The sequence below is a fragment of the Streptomyces sp. CNT360 genome (genome assembly GCF_000424785.1).
Genome location: NZ_KE384245.1, coordinates 13,885 through 39,264, shown reverse-complemented (window position 1 = coordinate 39,264; position 25,380 = coordinate 13,885). Strand labels below are relative to the sequence as shown.

17 protein-coding genes are annotated in these 25,380 nt (G+C 74.5%); 3 read left to right on the top strand and 14 right to left on the bottom strand.

Annotated features, from left to right (window positions below; translation table 11 throughout):
- Window positions 1-642 precede the first annotated feature (642 nt).
- Entirely contained in the window at window positions 643-1,623 is a 981-nt protein-coding gene (locus H297_RS0129450) for a LysR family transcriptional regulator (RefSeq protein WP_027739976.1), read from the bottom strand.
- A gap of 243 nt (window positions 1,624-1,866) precedes the next feature.
- Here H297_RS0129450 and snpA point away from each other — a divergent pair, with 243 nt between their 5' ends.
- On the top strand, window positions 1,867-2,553 hold the full coding sequence (gene snpA, locus H297_RS0129445) for a snapalysin (protein WP_027739975.1): 687 nt from the start codon (window positions 1,867-1,869) through the stop codon (window positions 2,551-2,553).
- 182 nt (window positions 2,554-2,735) lie between these two features.
- Here snpA and pepN read toward each other — a convergent pair whose 3' ends face one another.
- Together pepN and H297_RS39125 are read right to left on the bottom strand one after the other, a co-directional pair.
- A complete protein-coding gene (gene pepN / locus H297_RS0129440) occupies window positions 2,736-5,399 on the bottom strand; it encodes an aminopeptidase N (protein WP_027739974.1) in 2,664 nt (887 codons plus the stop codon).
- Between the two features lie 109 nt (window positions 5,400-5,508).
- Window positions 5,509-6,471, bottom strand: a complete 963-nt coding sequence (locus H297_RS39125; RefSeq protein WP_078514813.1) for a LysR family transcriptional regulator — start codon at window positions 6,469-6,471, stop codon at window positions 5,509-5,511.
- A 74-nt stretch (window positions 6,472-6,545) separates the two neighbouring features.
- On the opposite strand from H297_RS39125, the gene H297_RS39120 reads away from it, so the two are divergent.
- The gene (locus tag H297_RS39120) at window positions 6,546-7,496 is read left to right on the top strand and encodes a DMT family transporter (RefSeq protein WP_078514810.1); all 951 of its coding nucleotides are present in this window, start codon (window positions 6,546-6,548) and stop codon (window positions 7,494-7,496) included.
- Between the two features lie 36 nt (window positions 7,497-7,532).
- Here the strand turns inward: H297_RS39120 and H297_RS0129425 are convergent, their stop codons facing one another.
- The 6 genes from H297_RS0129425 to H297_RS0129400 form a co-directional block, all read right to left on the bottom strand.
- On the bottom strand, window positions 7,533-8,453 hold the full coding sequence (locus tag H297_RS0129425; RefSeq protein ID WP_027739973.1) for a hypothetical protein: 921 nt from the start codon (window positions 8,451-8,453) through the stop codon (window positions 7,533-7,535).
- Between the two features lie 120 nt (window positions 8,454-8,573).
- Complete coding sequence (locus H297_RS0129420; RefSeq protein ID WP_027739972.1) at window positions 8,574-8,810, bottom strand: hypothetical protein; 237 nt, start codon at window positions 8,808-8,810, stop codon at window positions 8,574-8,576.
- A 47-nt stretch (window positions 8,811-8,857) separates the two neighbouring features.
- Complete coding sequence (locus H297_RS0129415) at window positions 8,858-10,558, bottom strand: alpha-L-fucosidase (RefSeq protein ID WP_051352285.1); 1,701 nt, start codon at window positions 10,556-10,558, stop codon at window positions 8,858-8,860.
- 114 nt (window positions 10,559-10,672) lie between these two features.
- Window positions 10,673-12,919 carry a 4-alpha-glucanotransferase gene (gene malQ / locus H297_RS39115; RefSeq protein WP_051352284.1) on the bottom strand — a complete coding sequence of 749 codons (2,247 nt, stop codon included), beginning with the start codon at window positions 12,917-12,919 and terminating at the stop codon, window positions 10,673-10,675.
- Window positions 12,919-13,200, bottom strand: coding sequence for a hypothetical protein (locus tag H297_RS0129405; RefSeq protein WP_027739970.1), 282 nt, complete (start codon window positions 13,198-13,200; stop codon window positions 12,919-12,921). The genes malQ and H297_RS0129405 overlap by 1 nt, the downstream gene beginning before the upstream one ends.
- A 356-nt stretch (window positions 13,201-13,556) precedes the next feature.
- On the bottom strand, window positions 13,557-14,096 hold the full coding sequence (locus H297_RS0129400; RefSeq protein WP_027739969.1) for an HNH endonuclease: 540 nt from the start codon (window positions 14,094-14,096) through the stop codon (window positions 13,557-13,559).
- A 275-nt stretch (window positions 14,097-14,371) separates the two neighbouring features.
- On the opposite strand from H297_RS0129400, the gene H297_RS0129395 reads away from it, so the two are divergent.
- Window positions 14,372-15,358, top strand: coding sequence for a mechanosensitive ion channel family protein (locus H297_RS0129395; RefSeq protein WP_027739968.1), 987 nt, complete (start codon window positions 14,372-14,374; stop codon window positions 15,356-15,358).
- Window positions 15,359-15,462: 104 nt separating this feature from the next.
- On the opposite strand, the gene H297_RS42250 is transcribed toward H297_RS0129395, so the two are convergent.
- From H297_RS42250 to H297_RS0129365, 5 genes are all read right to left on the bottom strand, one after another.
- A complete protein-coding gene (locus tag H297_RS42250) occupies window positions 15,463-17,820 on the bottom strand; it encodes an FHA domain-containing protein (RefSeq protein ID WP_078514807.1) in 2,358 nt (785 codons plus the stop codon).
- A gap of 86 nt (window positions 17,821-17,906) precedes the next feature.
- A complete protein-coding gene (locus tag H297_RS0129380; RefSeq protein ID WP_027739966.1) occupies window positions 17,907-19,250 on the bottom strand; it encodes a VWA domain-containing protein in 1,344 nt (447 codons plus the stop codon).
- Window positions 19,251-19,454: 204 nt separating this feature from the next.
- A complete protein-coding gene (locus H297_RS0129375; RefSeq protein ID WP_027739965.1) occupies window positions 19,455-21,134 on the bottom strand; it encodes a protein phosphatase 2C domain-containing protein in 1,680 nt (559 codons plus the stop codon).
- A 2-nt stretch (window positions 21,135-21,136) separates the two neighbouring features.
- Window positions 21,137-23,983: a tetratricopeptide repeat protein gene (locus tag H297_RS0129370; RefSeq protein ID WP_027739964.1), complete on the bottom strand. Its 2,847-nt coding sequence runs from the start codon at window positions 23,981-23,983 to the stop codon at window positions 21,137-21,139.
- A 17-nt stretch (window positions 23,984-24,000) separates the two neighbouring features.
- Window positions 24,001-25,323, bottom strand: coding sequence for a coiled-coil domain-containing protein (locus H297_RS0129365; RefSeq protein ID WP_486589720.1), 1,323 nt, complete (start codon window positions 25,321-25,323; stop codon window positions 24,001-24,003).
- Window positions 25,324-25,380 lie beyond the last annotated feature (57 nt).

The window sequence follows — 25,380 nt, the reverse complement described above, 5'->3', positions numbered from 1 at the left end:
CTCGCCGGAGGACGAGGTGACCAGCGCGGACGCGGCGAGGGAGCCGGACCGGCACAGCCGCAGCAAGGCCGTCCGACCCTCCCGCGGCCAAGCCCCGGCCCGCACCGCCGCGGCACGGACACGGACACGGACAGCACCGTCACGGCCCGGACCCGATACCGGTACAGCCGCACGCGACGGCGTGACCGGCGCCGGCGCCGCCGCCGCGTGGACGTGACCGCACAACCGCGAAAACGGCATGCCCGGCCCGGACACGGCAAGAGCTGGGCCCGCAGGGTCGCGGCGATCGGGCGTGAAGGGCACCGCCAGGACGAGGACCCGACCCACAAGGGCGCGGCGATCGGACGTGAAGGACACCCCAGAACGAGAGCCCAGCCCAGAGGGACGCCGCAATTGGACGTGACGGGCACCCCAGAACGAAGACCCAACCCACAGAGGCGCAGCGACCGGACGTGAAGGACACCCCAGAACGAAGACCCAACCCACAGAGGCGCAGCGACCGGACGTGAAGGGCGCCCCAGAACGAGGACCCAACCCACAGAGGCGCAGCGACCGGACGTGAAGGGCGCCCCAGGGTGAGGTCTCGGCCCGCAAAGTCGCGGCGATCGGGTGTGACCGGTGGCGTCGGGGTGCGGGTGGGGGTCAGGCCATCACGGGGTGGCCGCGTCGGGTGGTGAGCCACCTCGCGTACGCGGGGGTGGACCAGGCGACCTCCTCGTAACTGGCCCGCAGGTCGGCGAGGAGGGCGTCGCTCTCCTCGCCGGATGCGGTGCCGCGCCGGAAGCCGACGACGAGCCGCACGCCGAGCGGGTCGCCCTCCAGGGGGACGACGGCCATGCCGGGCCGCGGCTGTGCGGTGGGCTGGCAGGGGGTGACGACCTCGCCGGCCGCGACCAGGTCGCCGGCGGACAGGTAGTCGCCGTAGACGATCCGCGGGTCGACCCCTTCGGCCATGAAGACCCGGCGCAGCCCGTCCCAGTCCCCGTCGACGGAGGGGTCGACCATCCACTTCTCGTCGGCCAGTTCGGCGAGGGTGACGGACCGCTCGGCGCGGGCCGCGGGGTGGCCGGCGGGGACCCCGACGAACTGGGGCTCGCGCCGCACCAGGACGCGGAGCTCGACGCCGTCGGGCACCCGCAGCGGGGAGCCTTCGACCTCGTGCACGAAGGCGGCGTCCAACTGGTTGGCGGCGACCATCCGCAGCAGGGTGTTGGCGGAGACGTCGGTCCGGAAGGTGATGTCGCTCTCGGGCAGCCGCCGGTGGAGGCGGCGCAGCCAGCCGGGGACGGCCCTGCTGCCGGTGCTGGCGAGCCGTAGTCGCGCTCCGGGTCCGGCGGGTCCGAGCCCGGCGGCGTCCTTGGCCTCGCGGACCAGTTCGGTCATCTGGGCGACGATCGGGCGGGCCCGGGTGAGCACGGTGCGGCCGAGCGGGGTGGGCTTGCTGCCGGTGCGCTGGCGGGTGAAGAGCTGACCGCCGACGGCTTGTTCGATGCGCCGCAACTGGGTCGTCAACGACGGCTGCGTCATGCCGAGTTGGCGGGCCGCCTTGTGCACACTGCCGGTGTCGGCTATCGCACACAGGGCACGAAGATGCCTCACTTCCAGCTCCACGCCTGGGAGCATAGCGGCGCGTTCGCACGTCTCACCAGACGGCGACGGGACCCCGCGACGGCGGCCGATGGCGACCGGGCGGCGCACGGCAGCGCGGGGATAGCCCGGCCCTATCGGCAGGTGGCATCATTCCGCAACGCCGCCCGCTCGAACAGACTCTCCGGCAGCAGGAATCCGTACCAAGGGACCGGCGGCGCCCCCCACGCCCACATCCCAGCGCGGCGCCGGCCCCTCGGAACCCCGAGGAGACCCCCCATGAGACACCGCACTTCGGCCCTGTCCGCGGCGATCGGCCTCGGCGTGACCGTCGCCCTCGGCCTCGGCGCCGTCCCCGCCGCCGCCTCCGATGCGGGCACCGCCGACGACCACGCCCCGGTGACCGCCACCTCCCACGCCGCCGGCGTGCAGGGCTACACCGGTGAGAGCCAGGCCCAGAACGAGAAGTTCTTCAAGCTCATCGTCAAGGAAGCCCTCAAGAAGCAGGCCGCGAAGCCGGGCATCCAGCAGGTCACCATCAACTACGACGCGAGCGGCGCCCCCACCTTCCGCAGCCAGATCGCCAACGCCGCCGCCGTGTGGAACTCCGCCGTCAGCAACGTGAAGCTCGCCGAGGGCGGCAGCGCCACCTTCGACTACCGCGAGGGCGACGACCCGCGCGGCTCCTACGCCTCCACCGACGGCCACGGCAGCGGCTACATCTTCCTGGACTACGCCCAGAACCAGGAGTACGACTCCAACCGGGTCGTGGCGCACGAGACCGGTCACGTGCTGGGTCTGCCGGACCACTACGAGGGCCCCTGCGACGAGCTGATGTCCGGCGGCGGCCCGGGCCCCTCCTGCACCAACGACCAGCCCAACGCGGCCGAGCGCTCCCAGGTCGAGCAGCTGTGGGCCAACGGTGTCGCCGAGGTGGTCTTCGAGAAGGCGGCCCTGCTGAAGTGAGCCACCCGCGCGCCTGATCCGGGCGCGCCGCCCGCCACGGGGCTCCGGCACCGGCCCGAGGGCCACCCGCCCAGCCACCCCCCACCGGCCCTCACCCCCCACGGGCCGTCCGGAGCCCCGCCTCCCCGCACGTCGGCCCCCGGCATCCGCCGGGGGCCGACGTCCGTGTGCGGGGCCGTTCGTCAGCCGGCCGCGCCGGCCGCCTCGTCGGCGGCCTGCGCGCGCAGCGCCCGCTCGATGCCTGCACGGGATTCGACCACCAGCCGGCGCAGGGCCGCGCTCGGCTCGGCGGAGGCGAGCCAGGCGTCGGTGGCCTCCAGCGTCTCGGGCGAGACCTGGAGACCGGGGTAGAGGCCGACGACGATCTGGCTGGCCATCTCGTGGCTGCGCTGCTCCCACACCTGCGCGAGGGCCGCGAAGTAACGCTCGGTGTAGGGCTCCAGCAGGGCCCGCTGGTCGGTCTGGACGAAGCCGGAGATGACGGCTTCCTGCACCGCGTTGGGCAGCGTGTCGCTCTCGACGGCGGCCCGCCACGCCTCGGCCTTGGCCTCGGGGGTGGGCCGGGCCGCGCGGGCCGCGGCGGCGTGCCGCTCGCCCGCCGAGGTGGTGTCCCGCGCCAGTTCGGCAGCGATCTGTGCCTCGTCGGCCCGCCCGGTGGCCGCGAGCCGCTGGAGGAGCGCCCAGCGCAGCTCGGTGTCGACGACCAGGCCCTCGATGCTCCGGCTGCCGTCCAGCAGCCCGGCGAGCAGGTCGAGCTGGGCGTCGGTGCGGGCGGCGGCGGAGAAGGCGCGGGCCCAGGCGAGCTGGTGGTCGCTGCCGGGGCGGGCGGCGCGCAGGTGCTCCAGCGTGGCGTCGGCCCAGCGGACGAGGCCGCTCTCCCGCCACGCGGGGGCCGCGTACAGCTCCAGGGCGAGCTTGACCTGGCGGTGCAGCGACTGCACGACGCCGATGTCCGACTCCTTTCCGACGCCGGAGAGCACCAGGTCCAGGTAGTCGCGGGTGGCCAGCTCGCCGTCCCGGGTCATGTCCCAGGCCGAGGCCCAGCACAGGGCGCGGGGCAGCGGGTCGGCGAAGTCGCCCAGGTGCCGGGTGACGGCCGCCAGCGAGTCGGCGTCGAGGCGGACCTTGGCGTAGGTGTAGTCGCCGTCGTTGAGCAGCAGCACGTCCGGGCGCTTGCGCGGCCCCGGCAGCGGCACCTGGGTCAGCTCACCGTCCACGTCGAGCTCGATGTTGTCGGTGCGGACCAGCTTGCCGTCCACCAGGTCGTAGAAGCCGATGCCGAGGCGGTGCGGGCGCAGGATCGGCACGCCGGTGGCGCCGGTGGGCAGGGCGGGCGCCTCCTGGCGGACGGCGAGCGCGGTGAGGGTGCCGTCGGCGTCGGTGACCGGCTCGGGGCGCAGGACGTTGATGCCGGCGGTCTGCAGCCAGGCCTCGGACCAGGTCTGCAGGTCGCGTCCGGAGGTCTCCTCCAGCGCGCCGAGCAGGTCGCTCAGGCGGGTGTTGCCCCACGCGTGGCGCTTGAAGTAGGCGCGCACACCCTGGAAGAACTCGTCCATGCCGACGTAGGCGACCAGCTGCTTGAGGACGGAGGCGCCCTTGGCGTAGGTGATGCCGTCGAAGTTGACCAGCACGTCGTCCAGGTCGCGGATCGGCGCCATGATCGGGTGGGTGGAGGGAAGCTGGTCCTGGCGGTAGGCCCAGGTCTTCATCTGGTTGGCGAAGCTCGTCCAGGCGTGCGGCCAGCGGCTGCCGGGGGCGTGGGCCTGGCAGGCGATGGAGGTGTAGGTGGCGAACGACTCGTTCAGCCACAGGTCGTTCCACCACTCCATGGTGACCAGGTCGCCGAACCACATGTGGGCCAGCTCGTGCAGGATGGTCTCGGCGCGGCCCTCGTAGGCGGCGTCGGTCACCTTGGAGCGGAAGACGTACTGGTCGCGGATGGTGACCGCGCCGGCGTTCTCCATGGCGCCCGCGTTGAACTCGGGCACGAAGAGCTGGTCGTACTTCTCGAACGGGTACGGGTAGTCGAACTTCTCCTGGAACCAGTCGAAGCCCTGCCGGGTGACCTCGAAGAGCGCCTCGGCGTCCAGGTACTCGGCCAGCGAGGGCCGGCAGTAGATGCCCAGCGGTACGCTGCGGCCCTCTCCTCGCCCCCCGTCCCGCTCGGCGGACCCGGCTTCGCCCGGACCTCCCCTGTCCTCCCAGGTGCTGTGCACCGCGTGGTACGGGCCCGCGATGATCGCCGTGATGTAGGTGGAGATGCGGGGCGTGGGGGCGAACCGCCACACGCCCTGGGCGTCCGGCTCGGGGGTGGGCGAGTTGGAGACGACGGTCCAGCCTGCGGGGGCGCGGACGGTGAACCGGAAGGTCGCCTTCAGGTCGGGCTGTTCGAAGCTCGCGAAGACCCGCCGCGCGTCCGGCACCTCGAACTGGGTGTAGAGGTAGGCCTGGCCGTCGACCGGGTCGACGAACCGGTGCAGACCCTCGCCGGTGTTGGTGTAGGCGCAGTCGGCGACGACCCGCAGTTCCTGCTCCCCCCGGGCCAGCCCGGTCAGGGCGATACGGGAGTCGGCGAAGACCGCGGACGCGTCGAGGGCGGTGCCGTTGAGGGTGACCTCGTGCACGGTGGGGGCGACCAGGTCGACGAAGGTGTCCCCCGCCTCCTTGGCGGTGAAGCGGATCGTGGTGACCGAGCGGAAGGTCCCTTCCGTCTCCTCGGTTCCGCCCGGACGGGAGGCCCCTGCGTCCTGCGCGCCGCTGAGGTCCAGTTCGATCTCGTAGGAGTCCACGGTGAGCAGCCGTGCGCGCTCCTGGGCCTCTTCGCGCGTCAGATTCGTGCCAGGCACTTGGTGATCTCCCCACTCCCGCGAGACTCTCGCGGATCTCGGCGCTGTCGTGCAGGGGCCCATCCTTCCACGGGCCTCACCCCTGGCCACCGTGGCCGCCCCGGCCGCCTCACCCGTACCGGCCGCCCCGCCCGTCCGCGCCGTCTCGGCCGTCGCCGCCGTCCCAGCCGTCCGCGCCGCCGTCCCGCTCCCGGCCGGTGAGGGCGGCCAGGCAGGCCCGTACGGAGGGGCTGTCGCCGCCCGCGCGCCAGGCGGCCCGCACCTCGCGGGTCAGCGGCGGGTCCACGGGCAGGAAGACGACGCCCGGCGGACAGGGCTTCTGCCCCATCGCGGGGACGAGCGCCGCGGTCAGTCCGCGGGCGACGAACGCCAACTGGGTGGCGTACTCGGCGAGGGAGTACCGCACCCGCGGCTCCACGCCGCGCGCCCGCAGCGCCTGGACGAGCGCCTCGTACGGTTCGGTGCCCGCCGGGCAGCTCGACCAGACGGACCCGGCCAGCTCGTCGAGTCCCACCACCGGGCGGTCCGCGAGCGGGTGCCCGGTGGGCAGGGCGACCCGTACGTCCTCCACGGTCAGCGTGGTCACCCGCACGCCTTCGGGGAGCGGCAGGGGGCGGCTGCGCCAGCTCTCGATCAGCAGCAGGTCCAGGTCGTCGCCGAGCAGCAGCGGCAGCAGGTCGACAACCTCGCCGTCGACGACGGTGACCCGCAGCCGGGGGTGGGCCGTGGTCAGCGCGGCGAGCACGTCGGGCAGCAGCGTGCGTAGTGAGCTGCCGACGCCGCCGAGCCGCAGGGGGCCGAGGATCTCGTCGCCGAGGTCGGCCAGGTCGGCCTCGGCGGCGGCCAGTTGGGCGAGGACGCGGGCGGCGTGGTCGGCCAGCACCCGCCCGGCGTGAGTGAGGCGCACGCTGCGGCCGTGCGGCTCCAGCAGGGTGTGCCCCGTCTCGCGTTCCAGCTTGGCCAGCTGCTGGGAGACGCCGGAGGGCGTGACGTGCAGAGCGCGGGCGGCACGGGCGAGCGAGCCGTGCTGGGCGACGGCGTCGAGCGCGCGGAGCCGGTCGGAGTTCAACACTCCAGCAATGCTAACGAGTACCGGACACGAATCTTCGCTTTTGCTTGCGGGTCCAGACAGGCAGAGTGACTGCCATGGCCGCTGCGGAGGAAAGGACCACCCCATCGAGCCTGCCCGACCTGCCGGATTCACCGAACTCGCCGAATCCGCCTGCGGGGGCGGCCGGACTGAACCCCATGGTGTCGGGGATCGCCGCCTCGCTGTGCGTCTCGGCGTCCGCGATGTTCGTGAAGCTCTCGGGGGTGAACGCGGGGACGGCGGCGTTCTGGCGCTGCGTGCTGGCGCTGCTGGCACTGGTGCCGTTCGCCGTGGCCGAGCGGCGGCGGTGGGGGCCGCGCCCGGTACGCGGACAGGTGTGCGACGCGGCGGCGGGTGCGCTGCTGGGCGTCGACTTCGTCTTCTGGGCGCAGAGCATCCACGACGTCGGCTCGTCCATCGCCACGGTGCTGCTCAACGTGCAGATCGCCGTCTTCCCGCTGCTCGCCCTCGTCCTCACCCGGGTCCGGCCGGGTGCCCGCTACTGGCGCACCCTGCCCGTGCTGCTGCTCGGGGTGGCGCTGGCGAGCGGGGCGATCGGGCACCCGGAGCCGGGCAGCAGCCCGGTGACCGGCGTGCTCTACGGCGCCGTCGCGGGCGTCGCCTTCGCCGGATACCTCTTCCTCACCCGGCTGGGCGGCGGCGGCCCGTACCTCGTCCACCCGGTGGCCGTCTCCACCCTGACCGCCGGGCTCACCTCGGGCCTCACCGGCGCCCTGTGGACGGGTGTCGACCTGGCGCCCGGCTGGGGGCCGGCGGGGTGGCTGGCCGTGATGGCGCTGCTGGGGCAGGCGCTGTCGCTGGTGCTGCTGGGGCCCGCGCTGGCCCGGCTCGCCCCGGTGACCAGCGCCGCGCTGCTGCTGCTCCAGCCCGTGCTGGCGGTCCTGCTGGGCGTCGTCTTCATGGCGGAGCGGCCCACGCTGACCCAGTTCGCGGGGTGCGCCCTGGTCGTCCTCGCCGTGTGGCATACCAGCCGCGACACGCACTGACGTCCCTCCTGCCGCCAGCGGGAGCCGGCCCGGTCTTCAGCGGGGCAGGACTTCGAGGGGGGCGGCGGGTTCCCGTTCGCAGGAGGTCATCAGCGCGGTGCGGACCACCGCCGCCTGCTGGGGGAGGGAGTCCCGGAGCCTGGCGGGGGTGACGTGCACGACGTCGACACCGAGCTGCTCCAGCGTTTCGCGCTTGCGGGCGTACGCGTCCCAGGCCGCCTCCGCACCGGCCCGGGGGGTACGCGCGTCGATCTCCAGCGCCACGCCGTGGTCCGGCCAGAAGGCGTCGACAGCACCCAGGTGCGGACCGCCGGGGACGCGGAGTTCCACGTTCCAGCACGGGTCGGGCAGCCCCTGGACGAAGACCATCTCGTACAGCAGCCCCTCGGTCAGGGCGCGGCCCTCGGCCAGCAGGCTCTCCACGGCGTCGGCGATGTGCGGCACGCTCAGCAGCCGGGCCCGGGTCAGTTCACGCACCACGGGCTGGGGCTCGCAGTAGCCGCCGCGTACCGCCTCGGTCAGCAGCAGCCGCACGGTCTCGCCGTCGGAGAGCTGTGCCACGGCGTCGGCCAGGGCCCGGGGCACCGGCGCCACCGGAAGCCCGGTGATCTGCTCGGGCTCGGGCAGGATGCGGGTGCGCACCAGATGTGCGGAGGTGTACGCGCAGGCGGCGGGCAGCGGCGCGGCGGCTCCGGCGGTGGTCCGCGCCGGCTCCGGGACCCGGGCGTCCAACTCCGGGACCAGGACGTCGATCCGCTCCAGGTCCAGCAGGGAGGGCGCGGCGGAGAAGCAGTGCAGGGCGAGGGCGGCCAGCCCGGTGATCATCGCGGAGTGCGGCGCTCTGGAGGCCGCTCCGGGTGGAGTGGGGACGCCGCCTGCGTAGCGCAGGGCGGCGCGCAGCCTCTCCTCGGAGGTGGGCAGACCGGTACGGGGCGGAAGCGGTACGTCGTGCGTCATGGAGGGGGCACTTCCCCGCCGTCGGCGGAGTGCCACCGCGTGTGACAGAGCTGTCGCGAAACGCGGACAACTCTGCCCTAAAGCACGGCAGTTCGAAGACCGATAACGGTCCGCCGTCCGTCAGTCGTGCTTCTTCCGCTTGTCACCCAGCGTGACGAGTCCGGCGATCACCAGGAAGAGCAGGACCGGGATGCCGACGTAGAGTCCCAGCGTCTCACCGACACTCAGACCCGGGCCCGGGTCGTCGCCGTCGTCGCGGGTGAGCGCGAAGGCGGGGGACGACAGGAGCATCATCAGCGTCGCACCGGCGGTGACCGTACCGGCGCGCAGGGCGTTCTTGTTGACCTTGTTGCTCACCCCGCCAAGATATCGGACGGGTGAACGCCCCGCGCGCCGGGGTGGGCTCATCGAGGGGAGGCCGCCGCGCGCAAGGACGCCGACCGGTGCAGGGTGACCGGCCGCAGATGCGGTGCGGCGCGACTCTGCGTGACCGTCACCCGGACCGCGTCCGCCGTCACCGGGCGGGGCAGCGCCAGGATGCGGCGGTGTCCGATCGTCGTACCGGAGGAGAGCACCTTCCAGCGGCCGTTCGTGCGGGCCTCGACCCGGAATGCCTCGACCCGCTGCCCGTGGCGGACGTCCTCACCGAGACCGATCCGGTCGAAGGTCCAGGGCCCCGGACCGCTGCGGCGCAGATCGGTGCCGTAGATGCCGCGTACGAGGTCGCCGAACGCGGCCAGCTCCCGCACGTCCGCCGCACTGATCCTGCCGTCCTTGGCGGGCGGCACGTTCAGCAGCAGGGAGGCGTTGCGGCCGACGCTCTTCTCGTAGAGCTCCAGCAGCTCGCCGGCGGTCTTGGGCCGCTCGTCCGCGTGGTGGTACCAGCCCGGTCTGATCGAGACGTCCGCCTCGGCCGGATACCACTGCAGGTACCGCACCGACGGGTCGAGGAGCCGGTCGCGGGAGCCGATGTCCGGATCGGTGGAGTCGTTCGGCAGACCCCCGGCGTACGTCGTCCACGGATCCGCCGCGGACGGGGTCACGCTCCACTCGCTCTCCCGCGCGACCCCGTTCTCGTTGCCCACCCAGCGCACGCCCTGCGGGCCGCCGAACACCGGCGTGCCGGGCGCCATCCGGTGCAGCGCGCGGAAGATCTCGCTCCAGTTGTACTCCTGGGTGATCCCGGCGTCCCTCCACGGATTCGCGCCGTCCAGCCACAGCTCGTCCAGCGGACCGTACCGGGTGACGATCTCGTACACCTGGTTGAGGTAATAGGCGTCGTAGTCGTTCACCCGCACCGTGAAGCTGGGCAGTTGACCCGAGGCCACCCGCGCCGCGCGGTCGTCGCCCGGCACCAGGGTGGGGATGGTGCGCTTCGCCGGCGTGCTGCCGTTGCCGTACCGGCCCTCCCCCCGGGGCGGGCCGCCGTCCGCCAGGGCCGTGCGCTCCACGGTGGTCAGCGGCTTGCCCGCGTCCTGCTTCGCCTGGAGGTCGGCCAGCCACTTCGCGTGCCAGCCGTGCGGGAGCTCCGCGCCGTCCGCGGGCGAGAGGTAGACGCCGACCTTCAGCCCCGCCTTGCGGGCCGCGTCGACGTACTGGCCGACGAGGTCGCGGCCGTAGGGGGAGTTCTCGACGGAGTGGCCGGTGTAGCGGCTGGGCCACAGCACGAAGCCGTCGTGGTGCTTGGCCGTCAGCATCACCTGTTCGGCGCCGGCCGCCTTGTAGGCGCGCATCCACTGGTCGAAGTCGATGTGCCCGGGGTCGAAGAGGGCGCGGTCCTCCGCTCCCGAACCCCACTCGCGGTCGGTGAAGGTGTCCATCCCGAAGTGCGTGAACGCCGTCACCTCCCGCTGCTGCCAGGCGTACTGGCCTTTCGTGGGCACCGTCTTGGCGGCCTTCTCGACGACGCGCTCCGGGCTGTCGCACGGCTCGATCCGCATCTGCGGGGCGGGCCGCACCGGGGCGTGACAGCCGGTCCCCTCCTGCCCCGCGGCGCTCCCGGTGGCGCGGGCGGACACCGGGGCCCCGCCCCAGGCCGCCGCCGACAACAGGACCAGAGCCGCCAGGGCCCACCGCAGCCGTGTGCCGGGACGGGGTCTCGCCATGGCTCCTCCCCCTTTCCTCACCCGAGACAGGTCCGATCTCTTGCGAGGTACTCGGGCATGGTCCCGCAACTGAAAGGGCGAGAAAAGAGATAGGTCCGACCTATTGCGGCCGGGTCATCTGCCGGGCGGCCCGTTGTGCGGACGAGGGCCACCGGTGAGGTGCTCCCTCACCTCCGTGAGCAGGGCCCGCGCCCGCTCGGAGGCCGTCAGCTCCTCCAGCGAGAGGGGACGCCCCTGCGCATCGGCCACCGGGAGGCACCAGTTGGGGTACTCCACCGTCGTACCCGGTACGTTCTGGGCACGGCGGTCCCCCACCGTGTCGGGCAGCCAGACACCCACCATCCGCGCGGGCGTGCGCGCCAGGAAGCGGTAGACGGCCTTGATCCCGGCGCTCTCGGCTTCCTGAGCGCTCGGGCCCTCCGGCAGCAGCCCGAGACGCGCGAACAGGGCGAGCCACTCCCCCAGTTCGGCGTCCTCCGCGGCCCGCTCCTCGCCCTCCGGGCGCCCCAGCAGGCCGAGTTGCTCGCGCAGCTCGACATGGGCGCCGGTCAGCCGCGCGGCGGTGGGCGGCAGATCGTGGGTGGTGGCCGTCGCCAGGCAGTCGGTCCGCCAGTCCCCCGGCGGCAGCGGCGGACTCCCCGCCTGGCCGTACGCCCGCTCGAACCACAGCACGGAGGTGCCCAGCATCCGCCGCGCCGCCAACTCCTGGCGCACACCCGGCTCGACCGTGCCCAGGTCCTCCCCGATGACAGCGGCGCCCGCACGGTGGGCCTGCAGGGCGAGGACACCGTGCATCGCCTCGGTGTCGTACCGCACATACGTGCCCTCGGTGGGCGGACGGTCCTCGGGGATCCACCACAGCCGGGAGTGGCCCATCACATGGTCGAGCCGCAGCGCGCCGGCGTGCCGGAAGAGGCCGGCCAGCACCTCGCGGTACGGGCCGTAACCGCTCCGTGCGAGCGCGTCGGGGCGCCAGGGCGGCAGCCCCCAGTCCTGACCGCGCGCGGTGAACCGGTCGGGCGGGGCGCCGATGCTGATGCCCTGCGCGAGGGCGTCCTGGTGCGCCCAGGCGTCCGCGCCGCTGGGGTGGACACCGACGGCCAGATCGTGCACCAGCCCGACCGCCATGCCGGCCTCGCGCGCGGCGCGCTGAGCGGCAGCGAGCTGGCAGTCGGTGAGCCAGGCGGCCCAGGTGTGGAAGTCGACCCGGTCCGCGTACTCGTCCCGGGCCCGGCCGGTGCGGTCGGAGCGCGGATCGTCGAGACCGGCGGGCCAGGCGCGCCAGTCGGCACCGTGCACCTCGGCCAGCGCGCACCAGGTGGCGTGGTCCTCCAGGGGCCGCCCGCGCTCGGCGCGGAAGTCGTCGTAGGCGGCCCGCCGTCCCGGCGCGAGCGGCACCGTGCGTACCAGCTCCAGCGCCGCGCTCTTGAGGGCCCACACCGCGTCCCGGTCGATGTGCGTCCTGCCGCTCAGCACGGCCTCCCGCGCAGCGGCCGCGCGGCCGAGCAGCGCATCGGCCCCGGCCCGCTCCCCGGGGCCCAGGTAGGCGTACTCGGGTATCTCCTCGATCCGCAGGTGCACCGGGTCGGGAAAGCGGCGGGACGAGGGCCGGTAGGGCGAGGGGTCGGTACGGCCCGCGGCGCCGGCGCCGCCCGGTACGGCGCTGTGCAGCGGGTTGAGCTGGACGAAGTCGGCGCCCGGGCCGCGCCCGGCCCAGGCGGCCAGCTCCCGCAGATCGGCGAGGTCGCCCATGCCCCAGGAGCGGCCGGACAGCAGCGAGTAGAGCTGCACGAGAAGCCCGTACCCGCGCGCGGCGCCGGGCCGCGCGCGAGGGGCCGGGCACCTCTCGGGCGCCACGACGAGGGTGCTGTGCGCGGACCGTTCGTCGGGGGCGTGGGCGAAGAGGGTGTGCACTCCGAGCGGCAGTGCGGTGCCCGGGCCCCAGTCGAGCGTCTGCCCGTCCTCGGTGACGACCCGCAGGACGGTGCCGTCAGGAAGCCGGGATAAGGAGGAGAGGGGGGAGAGGGGGGAGAGGGGGGCCGGAGCCGCTTCCGGGGCGGAGCCCTGGTGCCGGGTGGAGCCGCCAGGGTGCGGGGCGGTGCCCCGGTGGGCGGCGGAGCGCAGCACGACCGTGGGCGGCAGCAGACGCCGGCCGTCCCACTCGTGCTGCTCCAGGGCGGCGCGGGCCGCGCGCGGCGTGGACGCGTCGACGCCCAGGGCGGCCAGGACCGAGACGACCGTCTCCTGCGGCACCTCGACCCGACGACCGGGCGCGGGCTCGTAGGAGAGGGAGACCCCGTGAGCCGCGGCCAGCCTCGCCAGTTGGGTGGGGGCCTGGCCGGGCGGCTCGGGCGGGGGCATCAGATGTCCGCCGGCTCCGTGCCGTAACCGACCCCGGCGGGCTCGCTGGTCAGCGGCGCCTCGGCGAGGGGCGGCTCACTGGTCAGCGGGATGGCGTCGGCGAGTGGGGGCTCGCTGGTGAGAGGGGCGTCGGTGCACCCGCACGTGCACGAGCCGTCGAGTCCGGAGTCGGGGTCGGACACACCGGACAGGTCTACCGGCTCGTGCCCTCGTTTGGAGAGTGCCCGCTGCTGGGGAAGCGGAGCGAGCGCGGACAGCAGCAGTTCAGCGGACGCGGCCACGGGGGGCCTCCGTTCGTTGACGAAATGCGGACAGGACTCGCCCTACCCAGTCGGCGTGAGTGCAGACGTGTCAGAAGTCAGAACGTGTCCCACCTCACGTCGGTTCCCCGCGAGGATTCCCCGAGGGGTGGGCCGGGGGACGGAGGAACGAGGGACCAAACGGACATCTGACGGCAGGTTTTGCGGAGTCCTGCGCGGGGCGTCCCGGAACCCTGGAATCCGGGGCGCCGAGGCCGTACCGTGCGCCCCCGCCCTCCCGGGGGATCACCGGGGTCGACGAGGCGCCCGGGAACGGTGGGGCGCCAGAGGTGGCGCGGCCGCCACGGAGACGTTGCGGACACAACAAAGCCCGGAGCTCAGGCAGTGGCTCTGCCGTCGATCCGGGCGAGGTCGTCGTCCGCGCCGTACGGCTGAAGGTACGGCAGCCAGCGTGGGTCCCGATGACCCGTGCCGATGATCCGCCAGGCCAGACCGGAAGGCGGGGCCGGTTGATGACGCAACCGCCAGCCCAGCTCGGCCACCTGGCGATCGGCCTTGACATGGTTGCAGCGGCGGCAGGCCGCCACCACGTTCTCCCACGCGTGCACCCCTCCCCTGCTGCGCGGGATGACGTGGTCGACGCTGGTTGCGACACCACCGCAGTAGGCACAGCGGCCGCCGTCCCGGGCGAACAGCGCCCGGCGGGTGAGGGGGACGGCGCCCCGGAAGGGCACCCTCACGAAACGCTTGAGACGGACGACGCTGGGGGCGGGTATGACGTGGGTCGCGCTGTGCATCAGGGCGCCGGAGTCCTCCAGGCTGACGGCCTTTTCGTTGAGGACGAGAACGAGCGCGCGGCGGAGCGGTACGACGCCCAGCGGCTCGTACGACGCGTTGAGGACCAGGACATGCGGCACGGTGCCTCCTTGTACGTCGGCGGCGCGTGGCTCGCGCCGTGACGATCTCCCCTCAGTGTGTCCTGTGGCCTGGTCACTCCGCCACCACGACCGGGCACGAAGCTGAGCGTGTTTTGGACCACACCGCACACTTCTCCGACGGATCAGGCAACTCCCTCGAACGGGTGGCCGCATACTTTTCTCCGGCACCAATTGTGAAGCCCCTGCGCCGTTAGTGTGGTCGAGGCATCCGTTCGTGTGCCCGGTGGATGTGACTCGCACGGAAGGTCGATCCTGTGTACTGGCTGCTCAGTGCCTCTCCCCCGCCCGACGGTCCGCAGCCGCCCACGTCGCTCCAGGACGCGCAGGACAGCGCGGGCGCGGCGGCCGGATGGATACAGGACAACTGGACGCACTGGCTCGCCTCGGGCGTACGCATCGTGTTCATCTGCGTCGTCGCCGTCGTGCTGCGCTACCTGATCCGCCGGGCCATCACCCAGCTCATCACGCGGATGAACCGCCGTGCCGAGATCGCCGACAGCGGCAACGCGCTGCGCGGGCTGCTGGTCAACGGAGAGCGCCGGCGGCAGCGGTCCGCGGCCATCGGCTCCATTCTGCGCAGCGTCGCCTCGTTCGTCATCCTGGGCACCGCCGCGCTCACCGTCCTCTCCGGCCTCGGCATCAACCTCGCCCCGCTGCTGGCCAGCGCCGGTGTTGCGGGGGTAGCACTCGGGTTCGGCGCCCGCAACCTGGTCACGGACGTGCTGGCGGGCATGTTCATGCTGCTGGAGGACCAGTACGGGGTCGGCGACCGGGTGGACGCCGGTGAGGCCTCCGGCATCGTCCTGGAGATCGGCCTGCGGGTGACCCAGCTCCGCGGCGACGGCGGCGAGATCTGGTACATCCGCAACGGCGAGATCAAACGGATCGGCAACCTCAGCCAAGGCTGGGCCATGGCAGGCCTGGACGTGCGCGTGCGCGCCGACGAGGACCTGGAAGAGGTCCGCGAGGCGGTGCTCGCCGCCGGCGAGGAGATGAGCAAGGAGAGCCCCTGGGACGAGATCCTGTGGGAGCCCGTCGGCGTCCTCGGGCTGGACGAGGTGACGCTCGACTCCATGGTGCTGCGGGTCTCCGTCAAGACGATGCCCGAGAAGAGCCTCGGCGTCGAACGGGAGCTGCGCTGGCGCATCAAGAGGGCACTCGACGCGCGGGGCATCCGCCTGGTCGACGAGCAGTCGCTCGCCCTGGAGGCAGCGCGAGCGCCCGTCGCCCTGGAGAAGTGACCCGCCGCCGGTCCGCCCCGTGAGGGGTGGGCTCCGCGCGGGCGTGGGCGGGTGCGCAAGTCCGTGGGCGGGCACCCACGTCGGGACGCCCGCCCACGCCGCGACTAGCTGCGGACGAGCGTGATCGTCGTCCACGCACCGACGTGCACCCGGTCTCCCTCCTTGAGGGGAACCGGCACGAACGGCTGGATCGGATCCTCCGCGCCGTTGAGCGTCGTGCCGTTGGTGGAGTCCTGGTCCACCACCGACCAGGAGCCGTCCGGCTGCTGCACCAGCACCGCGTGCTGGTGCGAGACCCCCGGGTCCTCCGGAGGACGGCCCAGGTCGATGTCCGGGGCCTCACCCGTCGACGCGCGCCGACGCCCGATCGTCACCTGCGGACCCGTCAGCGGCAGCCGCTGCTCCGGGGAGTAGGCCGGCAGGTTCAGCGAGGCGGCCTCGGGGCCGCTGCGCTGCATCATCGCCGCGAAGTACTCGCGGTCCGGACCGATCAACGCCGTCCACGGGCCGCCGCCTTGCACGGGCGCCCCGCCCTGCGGACCCGGACCGCCCTGCGGACCCGGACCGCCCGGGGGCGGAGGCGGCGGGCCCTGGTAGCCGTCCGGTGCCTGCGGGGCACCCGGCGGCGGGGCCTGCGGCGGTCCGGCTGGGCCCTGCGGTGCCGGGGCGGGCGGCGACAGTTCCCAGTCGCTCTGGGCGGGCTGCCCGCCGTACGGCTCGCCACCGGGGGCGCCACCGGGCATGCCGGGTGCGCCCGGAGCGGGCGAGGCGGGAGCGTCCGGTCCCGCGCCGCCGACTGCACCGGGGCGCCACCCGGGTCCCGGCGCACCGGGGGCCTGCGGCTCGGGTCCGCCCGGCCAGTCGGGGACGCCCGGCTCGCGTTCGTCCGGGCCACCGAGGCCCTGCGGGGAAGCGCCGTCCGGGCCGGGACGGCCAGGGCCGCCGGGACCGTACGGACCGGGGGCCATCGGCGGAGGAGGCGGGCCCTCCGGGCCCGCCTGCCCACCGGAACCGGGGAAGCCGGCGCCGGGCCCCTCCGGACCCGGACCTCCGGCTCCGGGATACCCCGCACCACCGGGCATGCCGGGCTCGCCGGGCCGCCCGGCGCCCGCGCGCTCAGGACCACCGGACCCGCCCGGGCCCGGCTCGCCGTGTGCCCCAGGCCCCGCCGGACCGCCGGGGTACCCGCCGGAACCACCAGGTCCACCGTGCCCACCGGGCCCCGGGCCCGCAGGGCCACCGGGCGCCCCAGGACCGGAAGGACCGCCGGTATCACCAGCACCCGGACCACCCGGACCACCAGGCCAACCGGGACCCTCGGGACCGCCCGGACCACCAGGACCGAACGGGCCGCCGGGGCCACCCGGACCACCGGCCCCGGGGCCGCCGGGGGCACCAGGACCGTCGGAACCACCAGGACCGTCGAAGATGCCCGGGCCACCAGGACCACCAGGCGCTCCCGGACCGCCCGGGCCACCGACATCCGGGCCGCCGGGACCACTCGGGCTTCCGGCTCCGGGGCCACCGGGCGCTCCGGGGCCACCCGGGCCGGGCCAGCCAGGCCTGCCGGGCCCCTCGGGACCGCCCGGGCCACCGGGACCAGCGGTGCCCGGCCCCTCCGGGCCACGCGTGCCCGGACCGTCGAAGCCACCGGGACCGTCAGGGCCACCAGGCGCCCCGGGCCCACCCGGACCACCAGGGCCAGCAGGCGCACCGGCATCGCCCGGACCGTCGGGCCCAGCCGGACCAGGGCCACCGGGGAAACCCGGGCCGCCGGGACCAGCCGGACCGCCAGGCGCACCGGAGTCACCGGGCGCTCCGGGTCCGGCAGGACCGACCGGACCACCAGGTCCACCCGAACCACCGAACCAACCAGGGCCCTCCGGGCCGCCGGGACCACCAGAGGCACCGGGGCCGCCCTGACCACCCGGGCCCTCGGGCCCAGCCGGACCACCGCCACCCGGAACGCCCGGTCCGCCGGGGCCACCTGGACCGCGGGGGCCCTCGGGTCCAGCCGGACCACCGCCTCCCGGGAACCCTGGAGCACCCGGGCCGGGCGGACCGTGGGGACCGGGCGGACCGCCCGGGCCGCCAGGCGCGGGTGGTGGGGCGTGAGTGGTGGGGGTGTGGGTCAGGAAGTTGTAGCGGCACTCCTCGCAGAAGGGGGCCTGCGACTCGCGGGGGGTGCCGCACTGGGGGCACAGCTCCGGCTGGGTGGCGCCGGGGCCCGGGTAGCCGTAGCCGCCGGGAGCGGGGGCCTCGGGGCCGGGGTAGCCGTACCCCTGGCCCTGTCCGGATCCGGGCGGGCCCGGGTAGCCGTAACCGCCGGAGGCGGGTCCGGGTGGCGCAGGGGGCGGCGGTACGGCCCCAGCGGGCGACGCCGGTGCGCCGGTCATGCGGTGACCGCAGACCTCGCACCAGTCGTCGGCCGCTGACTGGTGGCCGTTCGGGCAAGTCGGCATGGTGAGTGCCTCCCCCTCCGTGCTCCTGCTCGGGTGCGTACCCGGCGCCTCGCCGGGCAGGGATCCGGTGCCGGGACCGCGCGCGGTCAGCGCTTGACGCGGACCGTCTTGGTGGACCGCGTCTCCAGCGTCATCTCATCGGCCTCGGCTACCTTCGCTTTCAGTCGAACAGTACCCGCCGCGGCATCGACCACGTCGACCACCTTCGAAAGCAGTTTCGCGGTATCTGCGTTCCCCGAGGCGCTCGCCAACTGCACGGCTCGCCCCAGTCTGGCCGTCGCGCCCACTTCGTCCCCCACCTTGCGCAGTTCCAGGCCCGTCTGGATGGCCTGGGCCAGTTCGGCCTGCCCCGTGTAGTGCGCGACCTGCGGATTGATGGAGGTGGTGGCCACCATGTCGTCCGTCCACACCGCGCGTACCAGGCCCTGCGAGAGGGTCTGCGGGGCACCTCCGTCGGCCGCGGGCAGGACCAGCGAGACCCGGGCGGCGAGCATCTCCTGGCCGACTTCGGCGGCGGGCACCTCCACACAGACGTGGTAGTCGCGAGATTCGTCACCCCATGACCCCGTCGGGTAGTCCCCGGCGCGCGGGCCCGCCTCGGTGCGGCGTCCGGTCAGGTCCTCGACGGTGGGCGCCACCTGTTTGACGAACTTGATCTCGGAGCCCTGCGGGGTCCACAGGCGGAGCGCCACGTCGGCGACCTCCTTGCCCATGGCGTTCTCCATCATCTGCGTGAAGTCGTCGGCCAGGCCGCCGGGATCGGCCACGATGTCGGCCGTGCCCAGCAGCGCGGAGGCGATGCCGGTGACCTCCTTGACCTCCCAGTCGGTGCCGACACCGCGGGCGTCGCAGGTGAAGCGGCCGGCGCAGGCGTCCAGCGCGGCCCTGAGCTGCTCGGGCTCCTCGTGCTCGTTGCGCCCGTCGGTGAGCAGGATGCCGTGCCGGATGGCGACGTCGGCGGAGCCGAGCAGCCGGTCGGCCAGGGTCAGCCAGGTGCCGATGGCGGTGCCGCCGTTGGCGGACAGGCCACGCAGCGCGTCCTTGGCCTGGCAGCGGGTGCCGGCGTCGGCGACGGCGAGGGCACCGTTCCCGGGGTAGACCTCGACGGCCTTGTGCGTGCCCGCCACGACGGCGAACCGGACGCCGTCGCGCAGGGTGTCGAGTGCGGCGGCGGTCGCGTCGCGGGCGTTGCGCATCTTGGTCGGCGGGTAGTCCATCGAGCCCGAGCAGTCGACCATGACGACGACGGCCGCGTCCGCCCCGGCGGGCGCCGAGAGGGCGGCCGGCAACGGGAGGCCGCCGGTGGTGCCGCCGCCCGTCGAGGTCACGGTGACGATCGCGTTCACCTCACGGGCGCCCTCGTGCAGGTACTCGTTCTGATAGACGTCCACGGAGAACTGCGGCGCGTTCGACTTGGTGAAGTTGGCCATCTGTTCCGCTCCTGTGTGTTCTACGGCGACAGGTACACAAAGGGGCGGGCGGAAGTGTGGCGGTTGCTCGCGGTGCTTCCCCCCGGACGTTCCCCGGCACCGTCCCCTCCCCCGGGTGTGCTGGGGCCCCCGCAGCGTGCTCGTCGGGCTCCTCGCACCGGTCGCACACGGGGTGCCGGCCGGTGCGCTTGTCGGCGTCGGTGGTCAGGCCGGGTCGGCCCCTTCCGGCGGTGCGGGTACGGGGAGCACCGCCACTGTCACGTTGTCGTGGCCCCCGCCGTCCAGCGCATAGCCGACGAGGTGCCGCGCGCAGTGCAGGGGGCGGGCGGCGGCGTCCGGCGGGAGGGCGGCGGCCATGTCCGCGGCGGACTCCGCGTAGTTCCACAGTCCGTCCGTGCACACCACGACGACACCTGCCCGGTCGGGCCGGAACGAGGCGGTGTGCGGGTCGATTTCGTAGGCGTCGGCGCCGAGCCAGCCGGTGATGGCGTGCGCGCGGGGGTCGGCATAGGCTTCGGCCTCGTTCATGAGCCCTGCGGCGACCATCTGCGCGGCCCACGAGTCGTCCTCGGTCAGCCGTGCGGGGGCGGCCGTTCGGTCGTCGGGCACCCAGTAGGCGCGGCTGTCGCCGATCCAGCCGACCGTCAGGACGCCCTCGGCTTCGAGGGCGCCGACGACGGTGCAGGCGGGCGCGTTCTTCGCCGGGTCGACCGGCGTGTCCGCGGCCAGTTCGTTGACCGCGTCCGCGGCAGCGAGCAGCGCGTCGTGCATCGCCTGCTGTGCGTGCCGACCCTGCGACAGGGCCGTGCGCAGGGCGGCGCCGGCCGCCTCGGCGGCGGCGGCCGAGGCCTCGTCGGGGCGGGTCGCCGAGGAGACGCCGTCGCAGACGACGGCGATCGTGGCGGGCGCGCCCTGGTCGGTGGTGGTCTCGGCGAGGGTGAAGAAGTCCTCGTTGCGGTGGTGCCGCAGCCCGCGGTCGGAGGCGGCCGCCACGGTCTGCAGCGCGAACTCCATGTGGTCGCGGTCGCGGGGCTGTTTGTGGCCGCAGTGCTCGCAGTAGCCGTCGCCGTCGATGGTGCCGGTGCCGCAGGCCACGCAGGTGGGCCCGAGCGGCTCGGGCTCCCCGGCGGCCGTGGCCGGGCCGCCCGCTGCGCCGTCTCCGGCCGGCGGCTGCGCCGGATCGTCGAGGACGGTACGCGGGTCGGGCCCGGTGGGCGCAGTGGGCGGCGGTGCGGCCTCGGCCGCCGACGGCGCCCCGGGCTCCGGCACCGCAGACGGGTGCGCCGGAGCGGAGGTCCCGCCCGGACCCTGGGCGGCCGCCTGTCGGTGGTCCGCGTCCTGGCCCTCGCCCGCGCCCTGCCCGGGGGCGCCCGGTGCCGTGCCGGGCACGGCCGGTGCGCCTGGGGGTTGCGCGGCCCCGGCGGCGGGTGACGGTGAGCCGTGGGCGTGGGGTGCATCCTGGGCCGGGGCGAGGGGGAAGTCCGGCTCGGTGGCGGCCGGTTCGGACCCGGCCGGCGGGCCGGTGACCGGAAGGGGGTTCCAGGCCGCGGCGCCGGTGGGGGCGTGGCCGGTACCGGCGGGCCCGTCCGTACCGCCGCCCGCGCCCGGCTGCGCCGGCGCCGCGGCGCCCGGCAGGCCCGGTGGCGCGGGGGGCGCCGGAGGGGGCGGTGGCACGGGTGGGTGGCCCTGGCCGCCGGGCGGCGGCACGGTCGGTACGCCGTCCGGGAGGGTGGGCGTGCGCGCTTGCGCGGCCTGTGCCCCGCCCGCGGCCAGGTCACGGGCCGCGGCTTGAAGGTCGGCACCGCAGGCGCCGCAGAAACGGTCCCCCGACTCCAGCGGCTCCGCGCAACTCGGGCAGGCGGACAGTTGGTCGAGCTGAGGCATGGTCACACCCACGTCCGGGGGCGGAAGCGGTTGGCGCGTTCCACCAGTTCGATCCTCTCGGTTCCGGTCTGCGCGTGCCGGGCGAGCAGCCGGTAGGAGCGCTCCAGGCCGAAGCGCAGCCCCTCCTCGGTGAGCGGACTGTCCAACAGCCGTACCCCGGCGCCGGGTGGTGAGCCCGGCGCACCCGCAGGCGCGGTCCCGGGGGCGGACCCCCGGGCGCCCCCAGCCTGGCACAGCAGCCAGTCGAGCGCGCAGCCGAGTACCTCGCAGGTCAGCTCGTGGCGGCGTACGGCGTCCAGGCCGAGGTGTTCGAGTTGGGCGACCTGCCGGGCGGACGCCTCCAGGTCGGGCAGCAGCGCCTCGTGGGGCGAGCGCTGCCGCAGCCGGGCCCGTACGGCAGCCACCCGTGCGGCCGTGAAGTGGATGGAGGACTCGGGCACCGACTCCAGCACCCGTACGGCGCCGTCCCGGTCGCCGGTGGCCAACCGGACCCGCGCCAGGCCGAACGCGGCACTCACGTACGCCGGGTCGGTCGTCCACACCAGGTGGTAGTACTCGGCGGCGTTGTCCATCTGGCCGAGGACCTCGGCGCAGACGCCCAGCGCCAGCTTGGGTGCCGGTTCGCCCGGGAAGGCGTCGTAGACGGCGTCGAAGGAGAGGGCCGCGCTCTCCCGGTCCCCGGTCACCAGCGAGGTCAGCCCGCGGTACCACACGACCCGCCAGTCCTCGGCGTGCCGGGCCTCCAGCACATCGAGGGCGTCGAGGCCGTCGAGGGCGTCGAGGCCGTCGAGAGCAGGGCCGGGGTCCGCAGCGGAGCCGGCCGGTCCGGTGCCCAGCTCCAGTCGGGCGCGCAGCGTACGCAGCCGCAGCTCCAGCGAGTCGGTGGTGGCGGCGTCCAGCGCGGTGAGCAGGTCGGCGGGGGCCGAGGCCATCAGCCCGGCGAGGAACCCGGCGTTCGCATCGGACGGGTCGACGCGCGGTACGGGCAGCGCCAGCGCGGTCGCGCGCGCCTGGAGGGGTCGCAGCGCGATACCGGTCGTCTCCGCGGCGGCGGGCCCGCCCTGCGCGGGGAAGGCGGACAGCGGCGCGGGCGGCGCGCTGCGCGTGAGGGGTCCGCCGGTGGTGTCCGGCGCGGCGACTGCCGTACCCGTCCCCGTGCCCGGCGCCGCGGTTGCCGCGCCGGTGGCCGTGCCCGGTGCGGCGGGGGTGACTGCCGAGGGGGCGGCGGCCACGGCGGCGGGGCCCGTGGACCGGGCGGGCACGGCGACGGGGGCCGGGCCGGCAGCGGTGCCGGGGCGGCGGCTGCGCCGGGACGGTCCGCCGGAGGTGGCCCGGCCGCCCAGCAGGGAGACGTCGCCGGGCTGCCCGGCGACCAGGTCGGTGTCCACGACCCGCAGTTCGGGCCCGAAGAGGGTGGAGAGGGCGGGGCGCGGCCGGCCGGTCTGGACGGCGACGACCTCGCGCAGGACGCCCAGCAGCTGTTCGGCCATCTCCTCGGCGGAGGCGAACCGGCGCTGCGGGTCGGGGTCGGTGGCGCGTACCAGGAAGCGGTAGAAGGACTCGTACCTGCGGAAGACGTCGATGTTGCCGGGGTCGGGCAGGCTGTCGACGTAGACGTTGGTGTAGCCCTGGAAGTCGAAGGTGAGGACGGCCAGCGTGCGGGCCACGGTGTACAGGTCGGAGGCCACCGAGGCGCCCTCCTCGGCGACTTCGGGCGCCTGGTAGCCGACGGTGCCGTAGATGGCGCTGTCGTCGTCGTCCATGCGGCGGACCGCGCCCATGTCGATGAGCTTGAGCTGACCGCCCTGCTGGATGGCGTTGTCGACCTTGAAGTCGCAGTACAGCAGGTTGCGGCTGTGCAGGTGTCCGAGTGCCTCCAGCGCCTCGATGCCGTAGGCGCAGGCCTGTTCGACGGGCAGCGGGTCGCGCTTGCCGTCCGGGGTGCGGCGAGCGTTGGCGATCTGCTTGAGGGAGCTGCCGCCGACGTACTCCATCACTATGTAGCCGTCGAGGCTGCCGGTGCGCTGGTCGAGGTGCTCGACGAAGTTGTAGATGCGGACGATGTTGGCGTGTTCGATCTCCGCGAGGAAGCGCCGCTCGGCGATCGCGGCGGCCATGGCGTCCTCGTCGCCGGTGTCGAGCAGGCCCTTGAGGACGACCCAGCGGTCGGCGACGGCACGGTCCACGGCCAGGTAGACCCAGCCGAGCCCGCCGTGCGCGAGGCATCCGGCGACCTCGTACTGGCCGTGCACGATGTCGCCGGGGCTCAGCTTGGGCACGAACGAGTAGGGGTGCCCGCACTGGGTGCAGAACCCCTCGGTGCGGCCCGTGCGCGCGCCGCGGCTGCGGCCCACGGGTGCGGCGCAGTCGCCGTTGCTGCAAAAACGCTTGCGCTCGGGGACCTCCGGGTTCTCCAGCACGACGGTGGCCGGGTCCGGCCGCGGCACGTCGGGGACCTGGACGAGTCCGGCGCCGAGCCTGCCCCGTGCGGACGTGCGGGTGGAGGAGCGGGCGCTGCGCACCGAGACCGAGCGTTCGGTGGCGCGGCCCGACAGGGCGCGCGAGAGCCGTCCGGAGACCGAGCGGCGGGAGGAGTGGGAGCGCGAGGAGGCGCGCGCGGACCCGGTGCGGGACGAGCCCGAGGCACCCGGGGTGCCGGCGCCGGACCCGCCGGACCTTCCCAAGGAGCGGCTGCCGCGCCCCGCGCTGGTCATCCCGGTGGGCGCCGAGCCCAGCACCCCGCCGGGCGCCACCACGGGCGCGAGCCCGCACGTGTCGCAGTACAGCTCACCACCGCCCATGTCCTCGTAGGTGCCCTCGCACTGGGGCCGTTGGCACGGCCGGTTCAGCGCGCTCGACTGCTCGCTCACTCTGCCCCCATGTTCATCGCTCCGCCCGCACGGTGCCGGGCGTCCCCGCCCGCACGGTGCGGGGCATCCTGCCGCCGGTGGGCCAGCGCCTCCTGTGCGGCCCGCTGGTAGCGCAGCACGTTCTCCTCCGCGGCCCGCAGATCGCACGGCGCGCTCCACAGCATGCGGCGTGCGGTGTCGTAGCGCTCCATGAGGATGCGGTCCTCGGCCAGGCCGTTCTGTGCCACCTTCGCCTTGTACGCATCGAGGCGGCCGCGCAGTTCCGCGCGGACCGCCAGCGGCGCGGTGACGGCCGAGAGTTCGGCGCGCGCCCGCTCCAGCTCCGCCTCCGCACGCTCCTCCAGGCTCTCCAGGAGCGGTGAGAGCCGGTGCCAGCGGGCGTGCCTGCGGTGGTCGGCGGCGGTGGCGAGCTGCTCCTGCAGCGCGGTGGGCGGCCCGCTGACGGCGGGCACCTCCCAGGCGGCGATCTTGGCGAGCACCTCACCGCGTGCCGCACGGGCCTCCGCGAGCGTGCGGTCGGCACGGGAGAGCACGTCGCGCAGCTTCATCAGCCGGGTCTCGGCGTCCTGCCGCACGGCGAGGACGGCGTCGATCTCGCGGCGTACGTCCTCCAGGGCGCGGGCGGCGGTGTCGTAGCGCGTGGTGTCGGGCCGGCCGCCGCCGGGGGCGCCGCTGCCGCCGGTGGAGATCCAGAACGCCAGTGGATCGCGGAGCACCTCCTCGCGCAGGGCGGCGAGTTCGGCCGTGGTGCGCTCCAGGTCGTCGGCGGCCGGGTGCTCGCCGGGGCGCACACCGACCGAGTGCGCCAGGGAACGCACCCGGCCCAGTTCGGCGGCGAGCAGGTCGATGCGGGCCGGCAGCGCCGACCACACCGAGTCGGCGGCCGCCACCACGTCGAGGGCCTGCGCGTACCACTCGTTCATCCGCTCCACGAGCCGGCTCAGGGTCACCTCCTCGGCCAGCTTCGGTGCTTCGGTCAGGCGCGCTCCCGGGGTGCCGGGCAGGGCACCCCCGGAGACGGTCAGGGTGCCGCGCAGCAGGCGGGTGAGCTCGGCGAGGTCGTCACGGCTGGGCCAGCGGCGCCGGGCCCGCAGCTCCCGCGCCTGCTCCAGGGTGCGCGAGTAGGCCTCGAACCCGTTCCACAGCGAGGTGATGGCCGCCTCGGCCCGCGTCCAGCGGTCCGCGGTCTCCCCGGTGAGCTGCGCGCCCTCCAGAAGCCTGCGCCCGGCGTGGTCCTGGAGCGCCAGCAGGGAGGACTCGACCGCCTCGTGCTCGGCGTCCAGCCGCTCCAGGGCGCGGTCGACCTCCTCCCGGCTCATCACCTCTCCGGCGGGCCCGGCGGTCCCCATCGATCACCTCGCTGTTCGACGCGTACG